This window comes from Cyclobacterium amurskyense (assembly GCF_001050135.1).
Classification (GTDB): domain Bacteria; phylum Bacteroidota; class Bacteroidia; order Cytophagales; family Cyclobacteriaceae; genus Cyclobacterium; species Cyclobacterium amurskyense.
The window spans coordinates 438,038-461,856 of sequence record NZ_CP012040.1; the positions used below are offsets into that span (position 1 = coordinate 438,038).

Annotated in this window: 18 protein-coding genes; 8 read left to right on the forward strand and 10 right to left on the reverse strand. The window is 38.3% G+C overall.

Annotated features, from left to right (window positions below; all coding sequences use genetic code 11):
* Position 1: 1 nt before the first annotated feature.
* The 4 genes from CA2015_RS01715 to CA2015_RS01730 all read right to left on the reverse strand — a co-directional run bounded on the left by CA2015_RS01715 (position 2) and on the right by CA2015_RS01730 (position 4,431).
* Positions 2-1,123, reverse strand: a complete 1,122-nt coding sequence (locus tag CA2015_RS01715; RefSeq protein WP_048644301.1) for a family 20 glycosylhydrolase — start codon at positions 1,121-1,123, stop codon at positions 2-4.
* Positions 1,124-1,441: 318 nt separating this feature from the next.
* A complete protein-coding gene (locus CA2015_RS01720; RefSeq protein WP_048640324.1) occupies positions 1,442-1,954 on the reverse strand; it encodes a cupin domain-containing protein in 513 nt (170 codons plus the stop codon).
* A gap of 70 nt (positions 1,955-2,024) precedes the next feature.
* Positions 2,025-2,882, reverse strand: coding sequence for an ROK family protein (locus CA2015_RS01725; protein WP_084011594.1), 858 nt, complete (start codon positions 2,880-2,882; stop codon positions 2,025-2,027).
* A gap of 1 nt (position 2,883) precedes the next feature.
* Positions 2,884-4,431, reverse strand: coding sequence for a TPR end-of-group domain-containing protein (locus tag CA2015_RS01730; RefSeq protein WP_157470246.1), 1,548 nt, complete (start codon positions 4,429-4,431; stop codon positions 2,884-2,886).
* A 75-nt stretch (positions 4,432-4,506) separates the two neighbouring features.
* Between CA2015_RS01730 and CA2015_RS01735 the strand changes: the two genes are divergently transcribed.
* Positions 4,507-4,725, forward strand: a complete 219-nt coding sequence (locus CA2015_RS01735) for a PspC family transcriptional regulator (protein WP_048644303.1) — start codon at positions 4,507-4,509, stop codon at positions 4,723-4,725.
* Here CA2015_RS01735 and CA2015_RS01740 read toward each other — a convergent pair.
* The 3 genes from CA2015_RS01740 to hisS form a co-directional block, all read right to left on the reverse strand.
* Entirely contained in the window at positions 4,722-5,732 is a 1,011-nt protein-coding gene (locus CA2015_RS01740) for a glycosyltransferase family 2 protein (protein WP_048640326.1), read from the reverse strand. The two genes, CA2015_RS01735 and CA2015_RS01740, sit on opposite strands and share 4 nt — an antisense overlap.
* Positions 5,732-6,064 (reverse strand): YbaB/EbfC family nucleoid-associated protein, encoded by a 333-nt coding sequence (locus CA2015_RS01745; protein WP_048640327.1) that lies wholly within the window; start codon positions 6,062-6,064, stop codon positions 5,732-5,734. Before CA2015_RS01745 ends, CA2015_RS01740 begins: the two co-directional genes overlap by 1 nt.
* Positions 6,065-6,165: 101 nt before the next feature.
* The gene (gene hisS, locus CA2015_RS01750; protein WP_048640328.1) at positions 6,166-7,536 is read right to left on the reverse strand and encodes a histidine--tRNA ligase; all 1,371 of its coding nucleotides are present in this window, start codon (positions 7,534-7,536) and stop codon (positions 6,166-6,168) included.
* A 165-nt stretch (positions 7,537-7,701) separates the two neighbouring features.
* On the opposite strand from hisS, the gene CA2015_RS24975 reads away from it, so the two are divergent.
* Entirely contained in the window at positions 7,702-7,851 is a 150-nt protein-coding gene (locus tag CA2015_RS24975) for a hypothetical protein (protein WP_169786455.1), read from the forward strand.
* A gap of 36 nt (positions 7,852-7,887) precedes the next feature.
* Here CA2015_RS24975 and CA2015_RS01755 read toward each other — a convergent pair whose 3' ends face one another.
* Positions 7,888-8,388 (reverse strand): metallophosphoesterase family protein, encoded by a 501-nt coding sequence (locus CA2015_RS01755; RefSeq protein ID WP_048640329.1) that lies wholly within the window; start codon positions 8,386-8,388, stop codon positions 7,888-7,890.
* 441 nt (positions 8,389-8,829) lie between these two features.
* Here CA2015_RS01755 and CA2015_RS01760 point away from each other — a divergent pair, with 441 nt between their 5' ends.
* On the forward strand, positions 8,830-9,810 hold the full coding sequence (locus CA2015_RS01760; RefSeq protein ID WP_048640330.1) for a pyruvate dehydrogenase complex E1 component subunit beta: 981 nt from the start codon (positions 8,830-8,832) through the stop codon (positions 9,808-9,810).
* A 167-nt stretch (positions 9,811-9,977) separates the two neighbouring features.
* Here the strand turns inward: CA2015_RS01760 and ffh are convergent, their stop codons facing one another.
* Positions 9,978-11,315 carry a signal recognition particle protein gene (gene ffh / locus CA2015_RS01765; RefSeq protein WP_048644304.1) on the reverse strand — a complete coding sequence of 446 codons (1,338 nt, stop codon included), beginning with the start codon at positions 11,313-11,315 and terminating at the stop codon, positions 9,978-9,980.
* Between the two features lie 286 nt (positions 11,316-11,601).
* Between ffh and CA2015_RS01770 the strand changes: the two genes are divergently transcribed.
* The 3 genes from CA2015_RS01770 (at position 11,602) to CA2015_RS01780 (ending at position 17,921) form a co-directional block, all read left to right on the forward strand.
* On the forward strand, positions 11,602-12,096 hold the full coding sequence (locus tag CA2015_RS01770) for a DUF6508 domain-containing protein (RefSeq protein ID WP_048640331.1): 495 nt from the start codon (positions 11,602-11,604) through the stop codon (positions 12,094-12,096).
* 481 nt (positions 12,097-12,577) lie between these two features.
* A complete protein-coding gene (locus CA2015_RS01775; protein WP_048640332.1) occupies positions 12,578-16,942 on the forward strand; it encodes a T9SS type B sorting domain-containing protein in 4,365 nt (1,454 codons plus the stop codon).
* A 4-nt stretch (positions 16,943-16,946) separates the two neighbouring features.
* Positions 16,947-17,921 (forward strand): PorP/SprF family type IX secretion system membrane protein, encoded by a 975-nt coding sequence (locus CA2015_RS01780; protein WP_048640333.1) that lies wholly within the window; start codon positions 16,947-16,949, stop codon positions 17,919-17,921.
* Positions 17,922-18,006: 85 nt separating this feature from the next.
* Here the strand turns inward: CA2015_RS01780 and CA2015_RS01785 are convergent, their stop codons facing one another.
* On the reverse strand, positions 18,007-19,764 hold the full coding sequence (locus CA2015_RS01785) for a SulP family inorganic anion transporter (RefSeq protein ID WP_048640334.1): 1,758 nt from the start codon (positions 19,762-19,764) through the stop codon (positions 18,007-18,009).
* A gap of 749 nt (positions 19,765-20,513) precedes the next feature.
* Between CA2015_RS01785 and CA2015_RS01790 the strand changes: the two genes are divergently transcribed.
* Positions 20,514-21,203, forward strand: coding sequence for a Rossmann-fold NAD(P)-binding domain-containing protein (locus CA2015_RS01790; RefSeq protein ID WP_048640335.1), 690 nt, complete (start codon positions 20,514-20,516; stop codon positions 21,201-21,203).
* 173 nt (positions 21,204-21,376) lie between these two features.
* Positions 21,377-23,818 (forward strand): YfhO family protein, encoded by a 2,442-nt coding sequence (locus CA2015_RS01795; protein WP_048640336.1) that lies wholly within the window; start codon positions 21,377-21,379, stop codon positions 23,816-23,818.
* The last annotated feature ends 1 nt before the right edge of the window (position 23,819 follow it).

Below are 23,819 nucleotides of genomic sequence, written 5' to 3' on the forward strand. Positions count from 1 at the left end.
CTTACTTTGTTGAAATCTTATCTATCGTGTCAAACATCTGGACAAAAGTCACCCAAGGTTGAGATTGTTCCTGCTTGGACTTATCTTCAGCAGCCATGTAATTTTCCAGTCCGTCGATAAACCCAGCAGCACCTGACCATACGGTCAATATAACGCCCTGAAATCGGTCTTTCATAGCTTCCGTTTGGAATTCTCTCCACCTAAACATGTCTTTGACTTGCTGCACGCCCACCTGAGGGGTCTTCCAGGCACAACTTATCACATCAAAACCCTTCATCGCAAACATTACCGGCGTTTGATCCGGCCTTTCATAATGCCAATCACATATCACCACATCTTTAGGGATCATGTCAATGGCTCGGTAAGTGTTGTTCATGCTTGCTTCCCACATGCCTATGCCGGTGGTTTTACCATCGATCAACCTATCTCCCCACATCCAAAGCTTTTTCCCTTGCACCTGTAGGTGATTTCTAATCTTGCTGACTTCACCAGCAAAAAGCTCTGCAGCATCTCTACCACTACACCTGGGGCATTTATCATCAGCAATATAAAACACCTCATCCATGCCTGCATGAAAAGCATCTGTCTCAAACACTTCCACAATCTCATCCATTAAGTCAAAAACCACCTCATGCACATCAGGATGTAAAGGGCAGTAACTTTTACAATACAAGCCATCTTCATTTGGCCATTTGTAATCAACTGGAATTTGCACCTGCGGTGTCTCGTCAAATTCAGGATAAACCTTAAGTAAATTCCCAAGTGACCCTGCCCAGGATTGATGTCCGAGAAGATTGATCTGCGGAACCAATTTCATCCCATGCTTCCTTGCAACAGCCACTATTTTCTTGACATCCCCTTCGGACAATGTCACTTTATTTCGGAGCTCGGGATGGCTTTTAAATTCATAATTATAATCCACCCTCAGAATCAGCACATTTACACCTCTTGGAGCCAATACTTCATCCATAAAGCTGACAAATCGATCAACATCCGACTTTTGAGGAGCTGCAATGGCAAAACCTCTTACCGGCAAATCTACCTTAACTATTTCCTGAGTATATGCAGATTGAAACAAAAAGAGCATGCCCAATAGCAATACAATTCTCTTGAATTTTTTCATGTTTTTGCCATTTGGTAAGGTGCAAATTTTCAGGCCAGGGCCGCTTTTGCCTGACCAACCGGTAATTTGAACAATAATTATAGCATAAATTAATGACTTAACAATTCCATTCCCTTCAAATCTCAAAAAATCAGGTGCAATAATCCGCCAAGTATCAAGATAGCCTAATGAAGATAGGGCAACTAAATAAAAAGGCTGGGACTATCACATCGGATAATCCCAGCCTATTTACATCTTTCGGTAGGTATAAAATGCCCTAACAATAGCTAAGACATGGTTTCAGTGATTGTTTTATGCATTATTGATCATTTTCTTTAGCTATTTCCTTGAGAAGTCGTCCTGAACCCGAACAATATCCTCCTCGTCGGAAGGATTGGTTGGGTCAGTGTGCATCCATATTTCCGCAACAACCCCCCAATTCCCCATTCCAACTAGACGATGTCGCTCACCTTGTTTCAAACGTTGAACTTCACCTATTTTCATGGCTTTCAATTCGCCTTCGGTATCATCCTCGCTGGTAATTAGTCCACCTTCACCCGCTACCAATTTCCAGATTTCGGCTCTTCTGTGGTGGTATTGCCATGACAATCTCTTGTCTGGACCCACCAATAATATTTTAGGACTCAATTTATTTTTCAACTGCTCTGGAGACAGATTAACCTCAGGAAAGAACTTTTCCCGAAATTCATTTATTTGCTCCTCATTAATGACAAAAAAACCTCCCCAGGGTCGGCTTTCATCCTTGTTTACTATTTGGAACCCACTGGCGGCCAACCATTCATCAACCGTCTTAAAAATAGCTGTTTTGGATAATTCTTTCTCTATTTTCATTCTATTCTATTATTAAACGAAGTATTAATACTTACTGCTTTCTAAAAAACTCTCAAAAGATAATAAATTTTTATTGCTTTCTTTCAAACAAGCTTGCAGCCCCTATCATTGCCGCTTTTTCTCCTAATTTGCTTATGAAAATTTCCGGGTTGGCATTTCTAGCATTCAGAACCCTTTTTACCTCAGGCAAAAACAGATCACCCGCTTTAACCATATTCCCACCGATGACTACTTTATCAATGGCCTTTCCTTCCATTTGCATAAGCATTAGTTCGGCCAGATTTTGACCGAATTCTTTGAGAACGGTTATCGTTGCTGGTCTCATGTCAGGCATAGAAAGCAGGGTTTTCAAGCCATCAACTTCAATAGCATGTTTTTCTTTAGCCCAATGAACAAAGAAGGAAGTACTTATCAAATCTTCAGCAATTCCACCTTTAAAAGGACGTGACCAAAAAGCTCCATCCTCTGCCATTTCTCCAAACTTATAGGAACCACCTAAACCCGTACCCAAGGTAATCCCCATCAAACGTTCCTCGTTTCCCCAACCGGCGACAAAAGACTCCCCTTGCAAAAAGGCCGCAGCATCATTGATAAAGGCTATATTTTCTACAGGGATATTAAGTAGTCTTGAAAGCGCTTCCTTTAGGTTAACCTGATAAAGAGAGCGGTATTTCCCCTGATCTAAAATCAAAGAAATCCCCTGCTCATAATTAAAAGGAGCTGGCATGGCAATTCCCAAAAAAGCATCTTTGGTGATTTTTAAGGAGGAAATACACTCCATCCAGGCATTTAGTATTACTTCTTTAGACGCAAGAGAATCCACAGGACACCTGGAAATATTGTCATCAGGAATGCTTAAATTTTGATTATCCAGAAGTCCTGCACTGATATGGGAACCTCCGATGTCAACACCCACAATCTGTTTCATTTTAATCGTTTATCTTTTGTCTAATAATCTCTTTGAAGCTTTCTTTCTCATGGTAGGCCGCAAATTCAAAATCATTGGCAGCTCTTTTCCTTAAATATTCATTCCGCACAATGGCTTTTTTGAGATTCTCATAAAGCTTTGTTTCCTCTCCATTTCTTGCAGCTATCAAAGCCAATCCATAGAAGGGAAATCCATTCCCCATATTTTGAATGGCACTGTTTTCAAATTGGAGGGTTGCATTGTAATAATCTCCGGATAAAACATTGGCCAAACCCTGATTAAAGAGATTTACGGGATTGTTCTCCGCGTAATTTAAATGCATGACAGCCAATCGGTAATCACCATTGAAAATCGATACAGCACCCAAGGCAGCTTGGTGGATCTTGGTAAGTTTGTCTGACTTGGTTAGGGCATTTGCTCTATAAAAGCTGGCATAGGCACTAAATTTATCTTCCCACAACCAAAAAACTATTCCAAGATTATGTGCTGCAAATGGGTTTTCAAAAATCCCATTTGATCTATTGAAGGCGAAAAGCGCATTCTCAAGTAGCTGGTTCTTTTCTTTTTTATTCAAGGTTCTATTGGCCCTATTGGCAAAAACTACTCCTAGATTATTATAAGAATAAGCGCTTGGGTAGACTTCTACCATTGCCCTCAAAAGCTCTTCCTTCTCAGCCCATCCGGGCTCCATCTCCAAGGCTCTTATATAGTCTTTCTCCGAAAGTGTATCTGCTGACACCTCACCTTTACGAATACTTCTTGACAAGATGGATAGCTGAAGGTCTGAAATATTTTCAGAACCTTGTTGCGATGGTTTATTTTCATTCTCAAATCGCTTCAAAACATCCCGTTCCACTTGAGCGTAATGAGCAAAAGCTTTCATTTTATTCTTTTTGAAAGTCCAGTCACCCGGCCCTTCTATGGCCTGAAGAAATGGAGCCTTATCGGTAAAAGGAACACCACTGTAAGCAGTGAATATTTTTGATAAATCGACGTAGCTATTTTCCGACAACATCCCAAAAGTTTCCACCTCATTGGGAGAAGCCCATAAACCTAAAACAGGATATTCTTCTTGGTTTCTGTATTGACCTATTTGAGAAAGGGCAGCTGTAGTAATAATTCCTGTAGACACTACTATTTCTTCTGTTTCCTCCTGAACTGCAGCCTGATTATTCAATATTGCACCTTTCGCCAGTAAAGAACCTTTTTCCATGCCTTCTTTAAATGGCATACTAAAGTGGCCTTTCAGTTTAACTCCTGAATAAACATCTAAAGTATCTCCTTTCACCTTCAACTTTTTCTCAAACAAATACGTTTCATTACCATATTTAAAATAGGGCGTTAAAACATAGGTCTCGTTCTTCAATAGAGATGCATTGGGTAAGGCTACAGTTAAATCGAACCTTACTGAATCCCCAAGACGTTCGAGGGCATTTGGTTCCAAATAAATTTTTTGGTTATCTGCTTTTTTTTTAACTTGGACTACGTTACAAGAGAAGCATGTAGCTGTAGTACTTAAAACAAAAAAAGCAATAATATTTTTCACCATATTCATAGGTTAACCAATTTATTATCAATAAGTTGTTGTATGTTTAATTCTTAGAACATTAAAATGGTCATTACAATGGAAAATATAAAATTATTCTTCCAAGAAAGAGCCTTCGGTGTTTGCTCAAAATTAGGAGAAAAACTTCATTTCCCTATTGATAGCATTCGTTTGTTTTTTATCTACAGTTCTTTTATTACGTTAGGCTCACCCATTATAGTATATGTGAGTCTAGGGATGCTAATGAAAATAAGAACCTACTTAAGAAGAATGAATAACCCAGCATTGTTTGATTAACTAAGCTGGGAGTATTTTTTCTTTCCTTTTAAATAATAGGCTAATATTATAGAATAAACAGCTTTAGGTTGGGCAGGCTTAAGTTGTTTTACTTTTTTAAACTCCTGATAATTTACCGCTTGCCTATTGGTTAAGAAATCCCAGTAGGCTTTGAAGACAGCCTTGCTATGTTTCCCACCTTTGGTAAATAGCAAATGCAGCATGGCCCCAAAGTCCATTACCATCCTCAACAGGAATACTTTTATAAAACTATCAAATTTCAAATTGCTATTGAGCATATAAAGACTATTTCTGAAATTTAGATAAGTTTTAAAGGGATTTGTCTGTGAAAGCGTACCTCCTCCCAAGTGGTAAACGGCAGATTGTCCGCAATAATGGATCTTATAACCTTCATTTCTCATTCTCCAGCACAAATCAATTTCCTCCATATGAGAAAAAAAATAAGGATTGAACCCTCCTAATTGATGAAAAAGAGGAGCCTTGACACAAAAGCAAGCTCCTGAAGCCCAATCCAGTTCAATTGAATCATTGTACTGCCCTTGGTCCTCTTCCAATAAATGCAACACTCTTCCTCGGCAATAGGGATAACCCAGTTGGTCTAGAAAACCACCTGCTGCACCAGCATAGTCGAAATAACCTTTATGTGAGAGCGAAAGCACCTTTGGTTGGCAGGCAGCCACAGCAGGTTTTTCAGACAGACAATCCACCATAGCCCTGTCCCATCCGGGAGTGACTTCCACATCGGAATTAAGTAATAGGTAATAGGAAAATTTTCCTTTCAATTCCTCCAGACCAAGGTTATATCCTTTACTGTAGCCATGGTTTTCTTTAAGCAAAATCAAGCTAACATTGGGGAAATCCTTTTGAAGAAAAGCTATGGAGCCGTCCTTGCTCCCATTGTCCACTACTACAATCTCAAAAACGCTATTGCCGATCACTTGAGGCAGGTACTGCCGAAGCATGGTTTCCCCATTGTAATTTAAAATAACAATAGCAGCCTCTTTCATTAAACCATATTTCCAAAATCCATGCCCGGAATATTCGGCATCATTCCGGCAGTAGCACTGCCCATTTTTTCTTTGATTTTCACATCTATGTTTTCAAGGGCTTTATTGGTCGCTCCTACAATAAGGTCTTTCATCATGTCCTTGTCTTTCTCATTGACTAGACTAGGATCAATTTCAATGTCCAATACCCTACGTTCTCCATTCACCACTACTTTGACCATTCCTGCCCCTACTTCTCCTTCTGCGCGTAAGTGTACCAATTCGGCTTGGGTGGCTTTTATTTTTGCCTGAGCCTCCTTCACCTTATTCATTATATTCATCATGTCAAACATATCCGTCGCTATTTTATATTTTCATTTATTTAAATTTCGAGTGCCATTTGAGAAATAGCACTACTTATAGACCTATTTAAACGGCAATTCTAACCAAAAGATCATTTTATCTTTTCGATCACCTCTTCTAAAGTTATACTTTGCTGTTCCCCACTTGCCATATCCTTCAGACTAATGGTATTGTTTTCCAATTCATCGGACCCTACTACGCCTACAAAAGGAATTCCCTTTTTGCCTGCATAGTTGAATTGTTTTTTTATTTTAGCCAAATCAGGAAAGATTTCAGCCGCTATTCCGGCTTTTCTTAAGGAGGCAACTATGCCCAAACAAGCATCCCTTTCCTCTTCACCAAAATAGGCAAGCATTATTTTTGTTCGCTCCACTTCATCATCCGGAAACATATTTAATTCGTCCAGCACATCATAAAGCCTGTCTACTCCAAAGGAGAAACCAACCCCAGATACACCTGGGAGGCCAAACACACCAGTAAGGTCATCATATCTTCCACCTCCACTTACAGAACCAATACCTACCCCATTTACTTTCACTTCAAATATAGCCCCTGTATAATAAGACAAGCCTCTAGCTAAAACAGGATCAAACACCACGTGGTTTTGATTTTCCCCCATTTTCCCTAAGTAATCGAAGACTTCTTCAAGCTCAGCTATTCCTTTTAAGCCCACCTCGCTTTCCACCAGGTAATTCTTTAATAACAAGAGCCAGTCTGCATTGTTGTTCTCTTTTTGAGCTATAATAGGTGATAAGACTTCAATTGCCTCTTCAGAAAAACCCCTTTCTTGCAATTCTATTTTAACCTTTTCCCAGCCAATTTTATCCAGTTTATCGATGGCAACGCATAAATCGGATTCTTTTCCTGAAGCGCCAATTACTTCTGCAATCCCAGTAAGAATTTTCCTATTGTTAATCTTAATGTCATAATCCTTTAGGTTAAAATCAGAAAAAACCCTTTTGATCATGCAAAGTATTTCCGTTTCACAGATAAGGCTGTCTGTACCCACTATATCTGCATCACATTGATAAAACTCTCTATACCTACCCTTTTGTGGTCGATCAGCTCTCCACACAGGCTGCATTTGGAAACGTTTAAATGGATAGGTGATTTCATTTTGGTTCATTACCACATACCTAGCGAAAGGCACAGTAAGGTCATAGCGCAGGCCTTTTTCTGAAATCTTTGGTAACACCTTGTTTTCACCAGCATTAAAAGTATCTGAATCTACTTTCTTTAAAAAGGCGCCACTATTTAGGACTTTAAACAAGAGTTGATCCCCTTCATCCCCATATTTCCCAGTCAAAGTACTGAGATTCTCCATGGTAGGCGTTTCTAGCTGTTGGTAGCCATATAATTTAAATGTATCCTGAATGGTATTGAAAATATAATTTCTGCGGGACATTTCTTTTGGGCCAAAATCTCGCATCCCTTTAGGTATACCTGGTTTTTGTTTGCTCATTCTCTGGAATTTTGGCCAAAGTTAAAAAATTAAAAAGTATATGGCGGATATTCCCATTGCTAATTAGAAGCAAAATTCAACTTCTTTAATTATTTTCTGTGTTTATTTAATATTTTACTTACCTTTGCCCTTCATTTCAAGCGCGAACAAAAAATAAATAATACAATGGCTGTTACTACTTTAAAAAGGAAATTAAGAAGAAAAAGACAGGCACAGAATGCCAGGGTACAAAAAATCAAGTTATTGAGTGCTCAACCTGTTCTTAAAAATGTAGATGTAGAAGAGATTAAAAAAGAATTTACTTCAAGCAAATAAAACATAAAAGAGCCCGATACTGTTCGGGTTTTTTTTTTATATCCTTCCCCTTTTTCCCAGTTCAATAACTTTTAGATTTTTGATGGTATTGTCCAGTTCAAAAGTCAGCATGGTTTTTATTTGATGAAAGCCATGATTCCCAATTGCACCAGGATTCATATACAAAACATTCAAACCCTTGTCATGTATCACTTTGCAAATGTGTGAATGACCACAAACAAATAGTTCAGGTTTGTGAAGTTTAATTTTGGCTTTTACCCCTTTTGCATATCTTGGTGGAGTCCCTCCAATATGGATCATAAAGACTTTTACTCCTCCGCATTCAAACACTAGCTCTTCCGGAATTTCCCTTTGCAAATTGGCATCATCAATGTTTCCATACACTACTCGAAGCAAAGGTTTTTTAGGCAACAAGTCCAATACGGCCGGATCTCCTACATCTCCAGCATGCCAAATTTCGTCTACCTCCTCTAATCTTTTGATTGCATTTTCAGGTAAGCTACTGTGCGTATCGCTAATGAGGGCTATTTTCACCATTGATTTTTTTGTTTCAACAACAAAACAAATCTAAAAGCGCTTGAAAAACAAGAACAGCCTACCAAAGGACTAGACAAAACATGAATTAGGCGTTTTTTATAGTAAGAGTGAAAATATTTCAAAAAAACCACAAAGTTTGAAAACGAAAGGCAAACACCTTCTCAACATGCTATCCACCACTAGAAACTAGCTGATAGTGAATTCATTTCACAATAAAATCAAAAAATCATCCCAAATCCTCAAATGGTAAAGCCAAGCAACTTCAAGTGCAAAAAGCAATGTTATCCCAGTTCCATTTTAAAATCTGCTGGATTTCCTTTTATCACTAAAGACTGCGGTTCCAAATTTAAAATCACAAGAAAACGACCTTAAAAAGTAAGCAAACTTGGTAATTGAAAGATTCCTTTCTATTTTTACGAGGATAGAAAATTTTGTATATAAATGAAAGAAATACAATTCAGAGATGCCATTCGGGATGCTATGTCCGAAGAAATGAGACGCGATAAAAATGTGTTTCTTATGGGAGAAGAAGTTGCTGAATACAACGGTGCATACAAGGCTAGCCAAGGAATGTTAGATGAGTTTGGACCTGAGAGAGTATTTGACACTCCTATTTCGGAACTTGGATTTTCAGGTCTTGGCGTAGGAGCTGCAATGAATGGTCTGAGGCCCATAATAGAGTTTATGACATTTAATTTCTCATTGGTAGCAATGGATCAATTGGTCAATTCAGCAGCTAAAATGCTAGCCATGTCTGGAGGCCAATACAGCGTTCCCATCGTTTTTCGAGGACCAACAGGAAATGCAGGTCAACTAGGTGCCACCCACTCTTCAAATTTTGAAAACTGGTTTGCCAACACTCCTGGTTTAAAGGTAGTGGTTCCTTCCAATCCATATGATGCCAAAGGACTACTTAAGGCATCAATAAGAGATAACAACCCTGTTATTTTCATGGAGTCCGAAGTAATGTATAGCGATAAAGGCGAGGTCCCTGAGGGTGAATACCTTTTACCTATAGGCGTTGCAGAGATCAAAAGAAAAGGAGATGATGTTACTATTGTTTCTTTTGGTAAAATGATGAAAGTAGCCTATGAAGCTGCCGATGAATTGGCCAAGGACAACATCCATGCTGAGGTTATTGATCTAAGAACGGTAAAACCAATAGATTACCCAACTGTCATCGCTTCAGTTAAGAAAACCAATAGATGTGTAATCGTTGAAGAAGCCAATCCTGTTGCTGGATTATCTTCGGATATCGCCTATAACATTCAAAAACAAGCTTTCGATTACCTTGATGCTCCTGTGATAAGGGTCAACTCTATGGATATTCCTTTGAGTTATTCACCTGCTTACATAGAAGTTACATTACCTAATGTAAAAAGGACAATTGATGCTGTGAAGTCTGTGACTTATAAGAAGTAAATCTTAATCCTACATAATTATACGATTGAAAATAAGCAGTGCCTTAGGCATTGCTTATTTTTTTTCTAATAGCTGAAGATTTTCAGTTTGAACCTAAAATAAAAAAAAAAAAAAGGCTGCGAAATAATTCATTTTGCAGCCATTTTTTATTTCTATTTCTGTTTTTTTTATCGTCTCCTCATATTTCCTCCAAGTGCACCCAATGCTTTTTGGGCTCCACCCATCTTATTCATCTGCTTCATCATTTTTCTCATATCCGAAAACTGCTTCATGAGGTTATTCACTTCCTGAATGGTTCTTCCACTACCATTTGCAATTCTTTTTCTACGACTGCCATCTATAAGAGACGGATTTCCTCTTTCCTGAGGAGTCATACTTCTAATAATTGCCTCGATAGGAATAAAGGATTCATCGTCAATGTCTAAACCTTTGATGGCTTTTCCCATTCCAGGTATCATTCCCAAAAGGTCTTTAATATTCCCCATCTTCTTTATTTGGTCAAGCTGGGAAAGGAAGTCATCAAAATCAAACTGGTTTTTCCTTATTTTGGCATTCAGCCTTTTTGCCTCATCCTCATCAAATGATTGCTGGGCTTTTTCCACCAATGAAACCACATCACCCATACCCAAAATCCTTTGGGCCATACGATCAGGGTAAAACAGGTCAAGATTTTCCATCTTTTCACCCGTTGAAATAAACTTGATGGGTTTATTAACAACGTGACGAATGGAAATGGCTGCACCACCCCTACTATCACCATCGAGTTTGGTCAGCACTACGCCATCAAAGTCCAATCTTTCATCGAAAGTTTTGGCCGTATTGACAGCATCCTGACCAGTCATTGAATCGACAACAAACAGGGTTTCTGAAGGTTTCAGGCTTTCTTTTAAAGCTGAAATTTCGTTCATCATCACCTCATCCACTGCCAAACGACCCGCAGTATCCACGATCACAGTCTTTTTACCATTTTTCTTTGCGTATTCTATGGCATTGGTCGCAATTTCTAAGGCATTTTGGTTTCCAGGTTCTGCGTATACCTCTATTCCGATTTGTTCACCGAGCGTTTTAAGCTGTTCAATGGCAGCAGGGCGATAAATATCACAGGCTACTAATAAAACCTGACGACCTTGTTTTTTCAAGTAGGTACCTAACTTTCCTGAAAAAGTGGTTTTACCAGAACCCTGAAGTCCAGAAATCAAAATAACTGAAGGATCTCCTTTTAAGTTAATCTCCTCCTTTGCACCTCCCATTAACTGGGTCAATTCTTCCTGCGTGATTTTGACTAATAACTGTCCTGGGGAAACGGAAATCAACACATCTCTTCCTAATGCTTCCTCCTTTATTTTGTCGGTAACCTCTTTGGCCACCTTATAATTCACGTCAGCGTCGATCAGTGCTCTCCTAATTTCTTTTACCGTGGTAGCTACATTTATTTCTGTAATCTTCCCCGTACCTTTTAAGGTTTTAAAGGCTCTGTCTAATTTAAAACTGAGATTATCAAACATGTCATTTTTGTTTTGAATCAACAAAAATAGAGATTTTTTTTAAGCAAGTAGGTCTAAATCACCAAAATAATACGTAGATTATTAAAAGTCATTTTATTTGATTTTGTTAATTATACATGCTCAAAACTTCGACCTTTAAGGTCAAAATGTTGCATTTAGCATACAAAAATACCCTGATCAGGGTATTTTATTGATCAAAAAAATGTCGTTACTTACACATTCAAATTAAACATTATCAAACAATTACAACTTAATTTAACTTTTATCAATCAAAACAGCTTAAATAATGTTAAAAGACCAAACCCCGCTTTTTATCCCTATCGGAAATTTTTCTGATCATTGTAACAGCCTTGATGGAAGAAAATTATTGCCGTTAATAAACCTTATCCAAGAAATGGAACTGAGGTTTTATAAAACAGAAAAATTTCTTGGAATCCATGATTTAAGTGACACCACTCTTAATACAATTGGATTAAATGGAATTCATGTTAAAATTTTAGACGCCGTATTGAAATTAAGATTGGTACCATTATTCGATTGGCTTTCTTGGAAAACTGAAGCAGAAAGGTATTACCAGGATCCATCCTTATTGAGAGGTTTAGATACCGTAACACTTGGTAAAATAATGACTGTATTACTTAGATCTCAAACGATTTATGGACCTACCTTCCTAGAATCAAAGATTAAGGACAAATTTGTTCTATTTCTTCTAAAAGCAATTGTTCATTCATTAGACCAAACAAATATTTCAGGTTATTTAACTAGTGACATCGTCGATTAAACCCTACATAACACCAAATTAAGTACAAAATTTATCAATAAAGCACACTATTTTTTATGCTTGACACCCCATTTTTTTTTTAAATTGGCCTTAAAATTGTATTGTAGTTATAACAGGTTTCAATTCAATAATTGCCATATTCAAATTTCACAAAGTGAAATGGGGATTTACTAATTAAATCTTTACTGGAGTGATCCGGTCCCATTTCATTTTTCGTAAATATCTTAAATACTAATTCGGTTTTGTGCAATTATCTCCCAATACTATAAAGGAGAAAATACTTCCACAGAATTATTTAGTTATATACCCTATTTTGAGTTAGCAAATCAACAGTTAGGCAGAATAAAAAACCAATACTACTGAGGTTGAATAGTTTCCATCTTTTAACAAAACAGTTAGTGACTATTTCAAGTTTATTTCAAAAAGGAAATACAACAATCCTGAATGAATATTGTTGGTTCATCGGCTAAAAAAAGTGTTAATGAAAGTCCAAAAATTAGACATTTCACATTTAAAGTTTGTGATCCTCCTATTCAGTTTACTAATAGGCATTAGTTTTTCGTCCAGTTTATGGGCACAATCCAGCACTACATTGGAACTTGAAAAGCAAAACCCCTCCTGTTCAGGAAATGGGAGCATAACGGCATTGCTTGTAAACGTGGACAATTCGGGGAATTTAGCCTACAACTTATATTTGCTCCCTGGGGGAGACCTGCTATCCACAAATCAAAATGGGATTTTTGAGGAATTAGAAGCAGGTACCTATAGTATTACAGCAAATTACACATCTGAAGGTAACCCAAAGGAAATTTCTTCCGAGATTACTTTGCTTACAGCATTTGAACCTTTGTCATTTACAGTAATTTCCAACAATCTTTGCAACAGTGATCTTGGTAGGATAGAAGTGGATGTACATCAGGGAAATCCCGCAACCTACCAATTACAAGGTCCTACCCCAAGAGCTGCTCAAGAAAGCCCTGTATTTGAAGATCTTTCTGCAGGGACCTATACGATTATTGTCACAGACAATTGTGGAGACAGGCTTTCCCAATCCTTTGAAATTCAAAAAGCTGAGTTTTTGATTGATAGTGAATTCCAGCAGTTTGAAAATGAATTAAAAAGCTGTGGAGTGATTAGTGTTGGTCACCAATTGAATTCAATCGGTTCGGATATTTCCTATCCACTCCAAGTAAAATACCTTATCTATACTCCTGGAGGAGATACAGAAGAAGTCAATATTGTAATAGCAACCGGTTCTTCTTCAGAAAACATTTTTTTTGCTGACCTACCATTCTTCCATGACCAAGCCTATACTTATGATATAAAAATCACCGACAACTGTGGTCAAACTACAGCTTTAGAAGGGAACACAATCAACCGTAAGTTAAGCATTTCCAATGACCTGCTATGGGGTGCAGGACTTTGTGGAAGAAGAAGACTTTCAGTAAAACCTTCTAATTTCACCGCACCATTTACTATTAATTTCACAGACTTCCCTGCCGGTTTTGATCCTGTATCTTTTAATTCACAATATCCAGGACCATTTGATGAAGAGAATGTTTTTTTCGGATCCACTGAACTACCCATCCCTGCAGGAAACTATGCATTTACCTTGGTAGACGCCTGTGGAAATTCAGCAAGTATTGAGAAAGAGTTGCTTGAAAAATTAAGTGGTCCCGGTGCAACTGTTTACAAGGGCTGTGGAGTAGACTTAGGTTCTGTTCAATTGAACAGTTTTGACTTTGAATTTACTAAGGTGGAATTGACTAAAGCTCCTAACTCCTACACGGAACCGGTTCCGGCCGACGTTAGTCAAAACATTAGTGTTAGCATAGACCCGAGAAGGTTCTTTATGGGAGGACTTCCTGCAGGAGATTATGAATTCACCTCTTATACAAGTTGTGGTACTACCCACCTTACAAAAGTTACTATAGAAGGCGTAGCAGTAACTGAAAACCAAATTGACGTAGTCGAAAATTGTGGTGCTTTCAATCTTTTCCTGAAGCACAATGACAACCTAAACAGTAATCAAGCTGCAATATTTGGAATACAAAAACTAGATCCTATCTCAGGTGAATGGACACACCCTGGAACGGGAAAGGTTTACAATCCCTCGGATGAACTTAGCAATGAAAATGCAGTACTATTGACAAATGGAGCTTCAAATATTAATCTAAACTATTCTGGAAAACTAAGATTACTCAAATCCTACCGGGTATGGAAAAATGGAAAGGACATGATACTAAACCGACCCCAGACCACCTATTGTATCGAAACTTTGAAGTCATTTGAAATAAAGGAAAAGAGCACTTTCAGTAGCATTAACACTTTCAAATGCTCAGGGGACAGTTATGAGATGTCTGTAAATGCCAGTGGTTATCCTCCCATTACTTATAAAATTGTAGAAAAAGATGGTTTACAATTTGTTGTAGACAATGGCGAGGACCCCTTATTCACTGGCCTTGAATCTGGTAAATATAAATTACAATTGGAAGATGCCTGTGGAAATTTAACCAATTCCACAGTACAGGTAAGGGGGGAAAACCTACCTAAAATCACTCCTGTAAATCTATGTGAAGGGGAGAATGGGGCACTTTTGATAAAGAACCTTGATTTTCTTCAATTTGAATGGTACAAAGGTGGAAGCCCAGAAACAATCCTTAGCACTGGCCCCCGACTTGAATTTTCACCCTTTAACTTGGCTACCGATGCAGGTACTTATTATGTAAGAATCAGCGATACCAATCCCGAATCATGTGTGAATAGAACTCTAGAATTTAGGATTGATGAATCAAGTCTAAACCCAGAACCAGGTGAGGGTCAGGAGGTGAATCTTTGCAAGGGTGAAATTGTAAATTTATTTGACTTTTTGGATGGACCGTTTGACAATTATGGTACTTGGAGCGAAGCAAGTGAAAGTGGTGGACTAATTGAGAACACATGGTCCTCTTCAGAAGTAACACCTGGCACCTATACCTTTGATTACACAATTACGGGTATTTGTTCCGGAGAAAAAACCAGTACCGTAACCATTAACCTAGAAGATGTTCCAGATGCACCAATTGGCAATCCTATTCAGGAATTTTGCAGTCCTGGTGAGTATACACTTGCTGACTTAGGGGTAGAAGGCAGCAATATTGAATGGCATTTGTCTCCATTAGGAGAAGCAATACTGCCGGCTAACACGAGCCTTCAAAACGGAATGTCCTATTACGCATCCCAGAACAATGGCACCTGCTTTTCTAACGAAAGACTAGCCGTTAAAGTATTTGTTTATCCTGAAGTAGAAAACAATACAATTTCAGGTGATCAGACCTTGTTTCAGATGGAAAGCCCTGAAATTATTATTGGCAGCACACATCAGGGAGGATCGGGAGATTTTACTTATACCTGGGAAAAAAAATCAAATTCATCTGACTGGGAGGTTATAAATGGTGCAGAAGAAAAGGATTATTCACCTCTCCCACTATTAGAAACTACTAGCTATAGAAGAACCGTAAGTGACAATACCTGTGGTGGTTTTGTGAGCAATATAGTTACCAAAACAGTGCAGGTGGCCCCCATTATCGCTACCAATGATGTCTTTGGTCCTTTTAAAAATTACCAAACCTACCTATTGCCATCCATACTATTGAATGACAGCCTAAAAAGCAAACCGCTTTTGCCCGAGGAAGTTAACATAAGCATTCTGTCTATAAGGGACACAGGAGGGAACAGTATTCAACTGGACTACCAACTGGATGAAAACGGAAGTCTTTCTTTACCAGAAGATATTCTGCCAGAAACCTATACAATCCAGTACAGTATTTGTCAAAAAGAAGTACCCGGAAATTGTAGTGAAGCTACGGTTACCTTTGAAGTGCTGGGAATTTCCCTTGAAGCCGAAAAGAAAATTGACAGGACTCAAGCCCTACCTGGTGAAATAGTAAACTATTCTATCACTATCAAAAACACTAGCCTTTTTGCCTTAGAAAACATTGTTCTGACCGAAATATTACCCGAAGAATTGATGATCTTGTCATCCACTCCTCTTCTAGAGAATAACAATACCTGGAAAATACCGGCACTTGCCCCTGAAGAGATTACTTTATTTTCTTTATCCATAATGCCCACCACAGACGGGAATTTCACCAATGAAATAAACATAGCAGTTGAAAATTACAATCAAACAATTGCTAGTGAAGAATTGCAGGTAAGGCCTAAGATGGTAGACATGTATATACAAAAGTCCTCTGCCAGCAGCCCTGTTAATGATGGCAATACTTTTGAATACCAAATAACCGTAGGAAACAATGGGCCTGACCCTGCTGACAATATTAAAATTGTGGATTTTTTACCAGATGAATTGAAATACCTGAGTGCAAGCTTAAGTTCGGATGGACTATTTTCATCGCCAATATTCTCACAGGAGGGTAAATTATTGATATGGGAAGTGGCTCAATTCCCCGTAGGAGCAACGTTTCAAATCAATTTATTGGTCACTGCCATAAAAGATGGAAGGATCAATAACAGGGCTGAAGTAAGCGCAGATGGAGAAGATGTTAAACCCGAGAACAATACCTCCATCGAGACCAAAACTATCTTGCCTCTCTTTATTCCAAATGTAATCAAACCGGATGGTGATGGAAGAAATGAAACCTTTGTCATTAGGGCTTCACACAGGTTTGAGCGTGTTGAATTATCCTTATATAACCGCTGGGGAGATATTGTGTATACCTCCAGCGATTACCAGAACAACTGGTATGCACAAGGATTATTGGCTGGCACTTATTACTACCAGATAACAGGTATAAGTTTTGATAAAAAAGAACAACAATACAAAGGTTGGGTACAGGTGATTAAATAACAAAATGAAATCAATCAACTTAAATAGCATTCTTTTGATTTTGGTAATATTTGCCACCCTTAAAGGCGTGCAGGGCCAACAATTGCCCCAATACAGCCAATACATATTCAATGCAATGCACGTAAACCCAGCCTACGCAGGATATAAAATTGATCCATTCGTCCAAGCCACTTACCGAAGTCAGTTTGGAGGATTTGAGGGTGCGCCCAAAACTTTTTCCCTTTCGGCAGACATTGCAAACTCATTACAAACCATGGGATTTGGTCTGAATATTAATTCAGACCAATTTGGTGCCAGTGATATACAGTCTATGTTACTCACTTATTCCTACACTGTACAGATCTCCTACGAAAGCTTCTTGTCTTTGGGCCTTAGCTCAGGATTTACTTCCTATGGCCTTGACGCAAGTCAATTCCAGCCGGATGATCCCAATGACCCTGGCATCCCTCAAGGGAGAATCAATGCGATTACACCCAATTTAAATCTAGGGATCTTTTTCCACACACCTGTGTTTTTCACTGGTTTAAGTGCCTATAACCTTGTTGGACAAAACATACTGGAAAAGAAACAACTTGCGATAGCCACACACAATTATCACTTTTACTTCCAAATGGGCGTGCTACTCCCAATATCAAATGAACTGTCCTTCAAACCATCTGTACTAATTCGTGAGGACCTGAATGGGCCTACCAGCTATGACATCAACGCCATGTTTCTGATAAAAGAAAACTATTGGATTGGCACTTCTTTTAGATCAGGACTTTCTAAAAACAAGACCATGATTTCTGAATTATCAGGGAATAGAACCGCTCTTGCTTTACTATTTGACTTTTTCATTACTGATGACCTAAGAATGGGCTATGCTTATGACTTTAACTTAAACAGCAAAAGCAATTACATCAATAACAGCCATGAACTCTCCTTAGGGTATTACCTCAACAGTAAATGGCTCAGTAAATATAGAAATAGACATTTTTAAATAAACCTTCCTCACAAAGTTAAATTAAACACCCCGTTATCTCATTCCCTCAGAAATAAGAACTAGACCAGGCATTAATCAGGTTTTAGCTGTGTTTTAGTTTCATTAGCTTTGCCTTATCTTTTTTTGATTGAAGGGATATCATTTCTTCTATTTCTGTTTTTTTGCTCAAAGGATTACAATGTTCGAAAGCCTCGTTTGTCTTAACAAAAAAATTATCCTTTCCAATTTCATTGATCAACCCACTGCTATAAAAAATATCTCTAGCAGGGCCAATCGCTCCTGCAACGACCAATTTTATTCCTTTGTTTTTCAATTCATTAATTAATTGGCGTAACATATGAACAGCACTACTATCTATATAATTAATGGCCTCCGCATTCAGGATAACATATTTCACCTCAGGCCCTTTTTTATCAAGCTGATTTTGCAATTCATTTTTAAAATATTCTCTATTACCAAAATAGAGCTGGGCATCAAAACGAATTATTAAAAATTCCTTAAAAGTTTCTGTATCCTCTGGAAAACGAGCTATATTTTTAAAATAATCGGTATTTCGTATCCGACCCAAAACAGCAATATGTGGCCTTGAAGTCCTGTAAACTAACAACAGCAAAGAAATCAAAACCCCTAATAGTATACCTTCTTTTATACCTACAGTAAGAGTGATCAGGAAGGTAGCTAACAATAGGTAAAATTCATCTCTTCGGTTTTTAAGCAGATCGATGGGGTATTTAATATCTATCAATCCAAAGACAGCTACCATAATAATTGCCGCCAAAACTGCATTTGGCAAATAATAGAACAAAGGTGTTAAGAACATCAATGTTAGCCCAACCACCATCGCACTTACTATTGGCGCGACGCCAGTTTTAGCACCTGCTTGATCATTCACTGCAGTTCTTGAAAAACCACCAGTTGTTGGGTAGGATTGAAAAAACGACCCAAGAATATTCGACGTTCCCAAGGCAATAAGCTCTTGATTGGGATCGACCTGATAGCCTTGATGCTTTTCCTCAATCGCCTTGGCAACAGAGATAGCTTCCATAAAAGCGATTAGGGCCAAGGTCATCGCAATGGGAAGCAGCTCTGAAACTCTTGAATAATCGATGGAAGGGACTTGAAACGTAGGTAACCCACTTGGTACTTCACCGACAATCTTCACCCCAAGGTCATTCAATCCCAAGAAATAAATCCCCAAAACACCCACGACCACTACTACAAGTGCCGCAGGAATACGACTATCGATTTTTTTAATCGACTTAATGAGAATTATAGCGATTACACCGATAGCAAGGGTAATCATATTGGTATCGGTAATGGTAGCCAATGCATTTTTTAATAGGAAATGTATTTGATTGCTACTTTGAATAGGAGTACCTAAAAGATGCTTTAACTGACTTAGACCAATGATAATTGCGGCAGCAGAGGTAAATCCACTAATTACAGGTTTTGATAAAAAATTGACCAAAAAACCCATTCGCAGTAAGCCCAACCCTAGCTGAATAAGCCCCATAAATAAAGCCAAAAATATGGCCATGGCGATATATTCATCTATACCGGAAAGAGCTAGAGCCCCTAGACCAGATGCAACAAGTAAAGAATCCATTGCAACAGGCCCTACCGCCAATTGTCGCGATGTACCCAGTATGGCATAAATGATTTGCGGAATCAAGGACGCATAAAGTCCAAAAACCGGCGGAAGACCAGCAATCATGGCATAAGCCATCCCTTGAGGAATAAGCATAATGCCTACGGTCAACCCAGCTCCAACATCGCCGGATAAATAAGATTTCTTATAGCTCGGAAGCCATTGGAGTATTGGGAAATAACGTTTCAACATAAGAATAATTTAAACTCAAATGTAGTGCACAACAAAGCCTGATACCGTAACATTGGTCACAGATCCATTAATTTACTTTACCCAACTATCCCCTTTCGGCTAAAGCTAAAACACTCCAGACAAAATGGATCACTTGGTTGCTTTTCCCATCCTCACATGAAGGCTATGACTTTATCTTCAATAAAATCACGTATTGCATAATTTTGGTCAAAAGTATAACTTCAGGCTCCAGCACCTGCATTAAAAGCATTGGAACGACCAACTATTTGATCTATATTAACCATTCAGGTAAAATACTGTGGCCGTTCTCTACAATATAAACTATAATTAATAGGCTAAAATGGAAAAAGAACCAAGCAACGCACAACTTTAAACAAAAACCCAAAGCTTTAACCCGAATATGCAATAGACAATCTATTACGTGCTGAAATCGCTTCAAAATCAACCACTTCGTTGCTGTTTTCAATTTCACCATAGCGGTGCTATTCTAAAATATCCAAACAGCCTGATTTTCTTGCGATTGCAACACTTCCCGTAAACACGGGACAGGCTTCACCCCTGACATTGTCAGGACGGAGAAATCCTATTACATAATCCGGGTTTAAAATACTAGAGGAAAATTAGAGATGCATTACCCTAACTGCATAAGGAGGTGGTTTGGTGTAAATAATACCATTTCATATGGAAACTGAATGAATAACAATAAAGTTGTATGTTCATAATAATATCAAATTGTATAAAAATACGCGATGACGACAAAACCCAATGAACAATCGATTGTAATGTTAGGTGCTAGTGGTGCCGTTGGTACAGCAGCTTTAAACTCTCTTCTTTCTCTAAAAAACATTCAGCAACTTACCTTGCTTGGAAGAAATCCCATTCCAAATGTAAATGCTGACTTTGTAAAACAATACAAAATCAATATTCATGAACCTAAGTCGTACCTGGACTATTTACCTGGTCACAGAAGTGCTATCTGCACTTTAGGTGTAGGTGAACCTTCAAAAATAAGTAAAGAAGAATTTATTAAAATTGATAAAACGGCTGTTTTAAATTTTGCAATAGCATGTAAAAATGCTGGAGTCAAACATTTTGAGTTATTGGCCTCAGTAGGAATACATGCTGAATCAAGATTTTTCTATTTAAGAGCAAAAGGGGAATTGGTCGAAGCTTTAAAAGACTTGAATTTTGATCGGTTAAGCATATTTCAACCATCAATGATTTTAACACCCACAAACCGATATGGGCTATCACAAGCCATTACCTTGAAAGTATGGCCCTACCTAAATCCGTTATTGATCGGGGGATTAAGGAAATACCGTGGTATACCGGTAGATGTATTAGGACAGGCAATGGCAAATAACATTTTCAATAATGGTAAAGGTTATGAAATTTTACAATGGGATCAGTTTTATTCGGTAACAAAAAAACGAAACTAAAAAGCAATTCAAAAAAGGGCTAATAGTATCAATTTCTAAAAATCCCTGCTTGGCTTTTTGAAAATAATTGGATTTAACAGCCTTTAGGGCAGCATGCCATTTACAATAATCCGCCGTTTTTTGTTAATTTGCGTATTAAATTTAAACATATCTTAATTCCAGACGATTAGAACATGAAGTTTGATTTTAAAGCAGACGTATTGCCCCACTTTTTAGCGATTTCTTCCTTTTATCTGATCGTAGTTCTTTATTTCTCCCCGATTGTATTTGATGGGAAAATGATGTTCCAGACAGATATACTTCAATGGGAGGGCTCTGCCAAGGAGCTTTTAGAACACCGAGAAAACACTGGGGAAGAAGCCCTATGGACAAACCGAATGTTTGGCGGAATGCCTGCTTACCTAATTCACCTTGATCCTAAAGGAGACATTACCAATTTCCTAATTAAGGTGTTTACTTTCGGTTTACCCCATCCGATTAGCGCTTTGTTTTTTGGAATGGTTTCCATGTACATCCTACTACTAAGTTTTAAGGTTCGTCCTGTCATCGCGTTGATAGGAGCATGGGCCTTTTCATTCAATACCTTTAATTTTCTCAGCCTGGAAGCTGGTCACAACGCTAAAATTTGGGCTGTATGTATCATTCCGCTAATTCTTGCAGGTGTCCACATGGCCTTTAATAATAAGAAGTTACTTGGCCTGGTTATCACCGCTTTAGCAGTACTATTGCAATTAAAATTCAATCATCTTCAGATCACTTATTACACGCTTTTATTGGTAATTGTTTATGGCATTGGTCAATTGGTGCATGCTTATCGTAAACAACAATTACCCGCCTTCGCTAAAACTACCGGCATGTTGCTATTAGCTGCTATGCTTGGTGTAATTGGGCATTCAGCCAGGTTGAGTGCTGTATTAGAATATGGAGCCTATTCTATTCGGGGTGAACGTAACCTTCCTGCTTTCAATCAAAATGATTCAGGTCTAGACAAGGAGTACGCTTTCAATTGGTCAAGTGGAAAGCTTGAGACATTCACTTTGCTTATTCCCAATTATTTTGGAGGTGCTACTCAAGAAGCCGTTCCTAAAAATTCAGCTTCTGAAAAAGCGCTTCGTGCCAATGGAATTGACAATGCACAGGTCAACCAATTTATTAAAGGTGCGCCTACCTATTGGGGGGACCAACCGTTCACTGGTGGTCCCATGTATGGTGGCTCGATCATGATTTTCCTTTTTGTATTAGGTATACTCTTTGCTCCCGCCTCATATAGAAATACTTTTTTGGCAATGACCGTATTGACTCTATTGCTTTCTTGGGGAAAAAATCTTGCTTGGTTTAACTATACGCTATTCGACTATTTACCAGGATACAATAAATTCAGGGCCGTCTCTATGGCCTTGGGCATGACCCTTTTCGTAATCCCTCTATTTGGTGCCATCGGCCTTGAGAACGTAATGCGAAAAATTAAAGAAAAGGAAACAAAAAAGACTTTCTTTATAGGTACAGTTATCACATTAGGCTTGATTTTGCTAGGCATTGTCTTCGCTTCAATGATGGGTTACCAGTCTTCAATGCCGAATTCAGGATACCCTGACTGGCTAATGACGGCACTTAAATCCGACAGAAAAAGCATGCTAATGTCTGACGCATTAAGGTCTGCTATTTTCATTACTATTTCGGCAGCATTCATAGGTTTGGTATTGTTTAATAAATTAAAGATTACTTATTCAGTTTTAGGGATTGGCGCAATGGTTCTAATCGACCTTTGGGGAGTCAACAGCCGTTATTTGGACAAGGATAGCTTTACTAATGATCCTAGCGAACAACATTTTGCAGCAACTCCTGCTGACAATAAAATAAGTGCTGATAAAGACTATTTCAGGGTTTTAAACATTCAAAACCCTTTTAATGATGCCCGGACCAGTTATCGTTTCAACAGCATAGGCGGTTATCATGGAGCCAAAATGAGCCGGTACAACGATTTGATAGACCGTATACTTGGTTCAGAAATCAATGGCTTTGTTCAAAAAGCACAGGAAGGAAACTTTGATTATAAAGGCATTCAGGCTTTGAACATGCTGAATACCAAATACCTCATGGCGGGCAGAGCTGAAAATGCTGTTTTCCTAAACCCTGAAGCCAATGGTCCTGCTTGGTTTCCGGAAAGTATTGAAGGTACAAAGACAAATGAAGAGGAGATCGAGGCTTTGGCAAAAATAAACACCAAGGTGACGGCCACCTACAATGCACAAGACAACGGAAATCAAAGCATAAATACTGGAAAAGGAAGCATTAAATTGAAAAGCTACTCACCTGATGTTTTGGCCTACACTGCCTCTGTTGAAAAATCAGGTTTGGTGGTTTTTTCTGAAATTTACTACCCAAAAGGCTGGAAAGCATTTATTGACGGTCAAGAAACACCAATTTTACGTGTAAATTACTTATTAAGAGGACTTGTACTTCCTGAAGGTGAGCACATGGTGGAGATGCGCTTTGAACCAACATCTTATTATCAATGGGAGTACATTTCAATATTCGCTCAATACCTTGTAGTCCTTTCTTTAATATTTGTTGTTTTCATAAATTTGAAAACCAAACAAGAACCGACAGTATAAA